Raw genomic sequence first — 3,183 nt, 5'->3', positions numbered from 1 at the left:
TTATAAATAATGTAAGACTTGCTTCTTGTACTACTTGTCTGTTTATGTAAATCTTTTCAAAGAACTCTTTCTTCATGCAATCTTAACACGAACTTAACTCGTTTAGCTTGAGGTTTCGTTCGTTCTCGAAAGCGGATGCAAAGGTATAACAAAAAGTTGTTCCATGCAAGAGTTTCGGCGAAAAAGTTTCAAAAAAGTTGCATTTTTAGCTCATAATTGACCGAAATCAAGGCGAAAGCACGTTTTCACCATGCAAATATCGTACATGCAGTAAAAAATTATTACAAATAAAAATTTGGTTTTAGAGATTTCAGAAGCGTTTTTTATGGTGTTTAACAGCGTCGGTGACTCTTCAACTCTTCAATAGGAGCTTCTTTGCATTGCAAAAGGACTACATTTGCAAGTCAACTGTAGCCTAATTGCATTGCAAATGTAGCCCAAATGGAAGGCAAAAGTAGTACATTTGGAATGAAATGGAGCTTTTTCACTCATCATTTTTTTGCACATTCACACTCATTACCATATATAATACACTGACAATAAGCATAATAACACCTGCACGCCCAAAACTCAAGAATTTCGAACCAAAGATTTCTTCGCTCGCTCAACTCACAGTATTGAGCGATAGAAATGCAAATATTGTATTGCGGAGCGTGCTCCGGGCGATGGTTATTTTCTATTTTTTTGAGAAGTTTGTACCTTTTCTTAAAATTATTGTAGTACTTTTGCAAGCATATGGATTCATTATTTCTACTTCAGTTTGCATGTTTTATATTCATGCTCATCAATGCCTTCATCGTGGCACTCTCTCATCTGCATGTAAGATGGGAGAACAAGCGGTATGAGCGTTCTCGATGGATGATCGTTGCTGCCCTGATAGGACTGGCGATACAATATGTGCTGCAGATGGGGTTCGGCTTCCGTGCTATGCACGATAATTTAGGGGCGGTCATCAACATTATCCTCTATACCCCCTGCTTCTCGCTTATCTCCATGGGAATCTACAACATAGAAACCACCCGTGCTAACCTCAGAAAGATGATACTGATGTGTAGTGGCATTTATGCTGCCATCATTGCGGTCTTTTGCGTGGGTATCAGTCTTCATCATAGCCTGTATATCAGAGAGGGGCTTTATCTGATGCTGACTCTGTTTTGCGTAAGTGTTTTCTATTGCATATACATGATTATTCAGGAGATGATCAGGCGTAAGAATATGTTGGAGACAATGGCGGCAACGGATTTGTTGCCTTACGTAAGATATTCGCGTGCAAGTGTAGTCATTCTATGGCTCGCAGTTCTCGCTATGCCGATTGCCATCTTTTCCACCACCTTATTATATATAGTAGGTCCTGTCGTATTGTTTGCCCTGCTGTTCTTCAATCTTACGTTTATCGCTCTCGGCAGCAGTTATGTCCCTACCGAAGAACTCTTGTATAAGGAAGAGCAGAGCAACTGCTCGGCAATTATCGTAAAAAAAGAAATGGGGGGTAAATACTATTTCCGACAATCAACAGAATTCATCGGACAACCCCACCAAACCTTTGCTTCTGATTTCTGATGAGCGCAGAGCGTTCATCCAGAAGAGCCTTGACGACTGGTGTGCAAATATGGGCTATAAGGATAGCAACGTGAATATGCTTATGCTTTCACGCTCGCTCTGTATATCTAAGAACGAACTGAGTCAGTTCTTCGACCAATGCTTACACACTAACTTCCGAATATGGCTCAGCGAGATACGTTTCAACGCAGTAAAAAAGATGATGTTGGAATATCCAGATTATAGCAACGACATCATTTCAGCCGAGTGTGGATTCTCTTGTCGCACTCATCTTTACCGCATCTTCAAGACCAAAGAAGGCTGTTCGCCAACAGAGTGGAGAGTCTCACAAAACGCCAAAAAGGTGTTGCATTCGTAGGAATGCGACACCTTTTTGGTATGAACGCGACACTTGGACATGGCAAGTGGACACCTCTTTTTAATGAAAAACACTATTTTTGTGGCATGATGAAAGAAATATTTGAAACCATGCCAAGGATAGAATTGGCCCTGATTATTATCGGGGTGGCTGCACTCATGTTAGGCATCATCTTCGGATATGCCATGATACATGAGTACAGGATGTATCTTGAGGATCATTGGAAGGCTCGCTATAGCTTTCGTGACTTCATCAAGAGAGAACGCTTTTATATCTATTTACTGTTGGCATCCATATTTATCTTCCTGACAAACCTCTTGTATTTCCTGGTATGAGTTTCGGATAGAATGGACATTACGATAAAAAATAAACGAAATAATATGAAAAATCATTTGACAACAAAACACCGATTGCTGGTTGCAATACTTGCATTTATTCTTCCTTTTTCTTTTGCGAGAGCAGAAGTAAAAGAAGATGGAAAGACCGGTCAGCAAGGCTGGTATGTAGGAGTAGAGGGTGGAATGCCTTTCGGTTTCTCTACTTTCTCAAGTTTCGGACATGACAAGACGCATCTTGGTTGGGCTGCTGGCTTATATGGGGGCTATCGTTTCAACTCCATCTTCTCGGCTGAGTTATCTGCCAAGTATGGAGAGATGAACTTGTCTGCACAAGACTGCTGCGTAGAACGTAACTATTGGTTGGGTAGCGACGGCGTGCTTTACAAGGCAGGTGTCTTAGGCATGGACAGTTGGGAATATGCCAATCTGAAAAGCCATGTCAGGATGGGACAATATGGGGCAAGAGTGAATATCAATCTCCTTGGGTTGTTCCCTCAAACAGCTGACAGCCGATGGGATTTGGCTGTTTCACCTCATATATATGCAGTAACGACCAAAGCTGACATCCATACTATAGCCGATAAAGCCAAAGTGATGAAAGGTTCAACCAACTGGCATTTGGGTTATGGCGCAGACTTGCAGGTGGGCTACCTACTGACCTCATGTCTGAAATTGGGCATCTATTCCGGTCTGACCCGTCTTACTGGCGAACGTATGGACGGAATGCCGGAACATCTGCATAAGAACAACTTCTTGTGGGAAAGTGGAGTAAGATTGGGATTCAGCTTACCTTTTATTAATCATCATCAGTAACCCATAAAACACGGATAGAAAATGAAAGCAAAAAGAAGATTTAACCTGTTGGCGGAATTAATTTAGTGCATACTTAATTCTGCCAATGGGCTTGTCGTTAATGAAGTTTACGTA

4 protein-coding genes are annotated in these 3,183 nt (G+C 41.4%); all 4 read left to right on the top strand.

From position 1 onward, the window contains the following. Positions 1-735 precede the first annotated feature (735 nt). The 4 genes from I6E38_RS14495 to I6E38_RS14480 are packed head-to-tail and all read left to right on the top strand — an operon-like array spanning position 736 to position 3,069. Complete coding sequence (locus tag I6E38_RS14495) at positions 736-1,560, top strand: hypothetical protein (protein WP_235394654.1); 825 nt, start codon at positions 736-738, stop codon at positions 1,558-1,560. Beyond that, positions 1,544-1,918, top strand: coding sequence for a helix-turn-helix domain-containing protein (locus I6E38_RS14490; protein WP_235394653.1), 375 nt, complete (start codon positions 1,544-1,546; stop codon positions 1,916-1,918). Before I6E38_RS14495 ends, I6E38_RS14490 begins: the two co-directional genes overlap by 17 nt. A gap of 20 nt (positions 1,919-1,938) precedes the next feature. After that, positions 1,939-2,253, top strand: a complete 315-nt coding sequence (locus tag I6E38_RS14485) for a hypothetical protein (RefSeq protein WP_235394652.1) — start codon at positions 1,939-1,941, stop codon at positions 2,251-2,253. Positions 2,254-2,298: 45 nt separating this feature from the next. After that, positions 2,299-3,069, top strand: a complete 771-nt coding sequence (locus tag I6E38_RS14480; protein ID WP_235394651.1) for a hypothetical protein — start codon at positions 2,299-2,301, stop codon at positions 3,067-3,069. Positions 3,070-3,183 lie beyond the last annotated feature (114 nt).

Origin of the sequence: Leyella stercorea (assembly GCF_021531355.1) — a bacterium.
GTDB lineage: Bacteria > Bacteroidota > Bacteroidia > Bacteroidales > Bacteroidaceae > Prevotella.
This window is presented reverse-complemented; position numbering and strand designations above follow the sequence as displayed.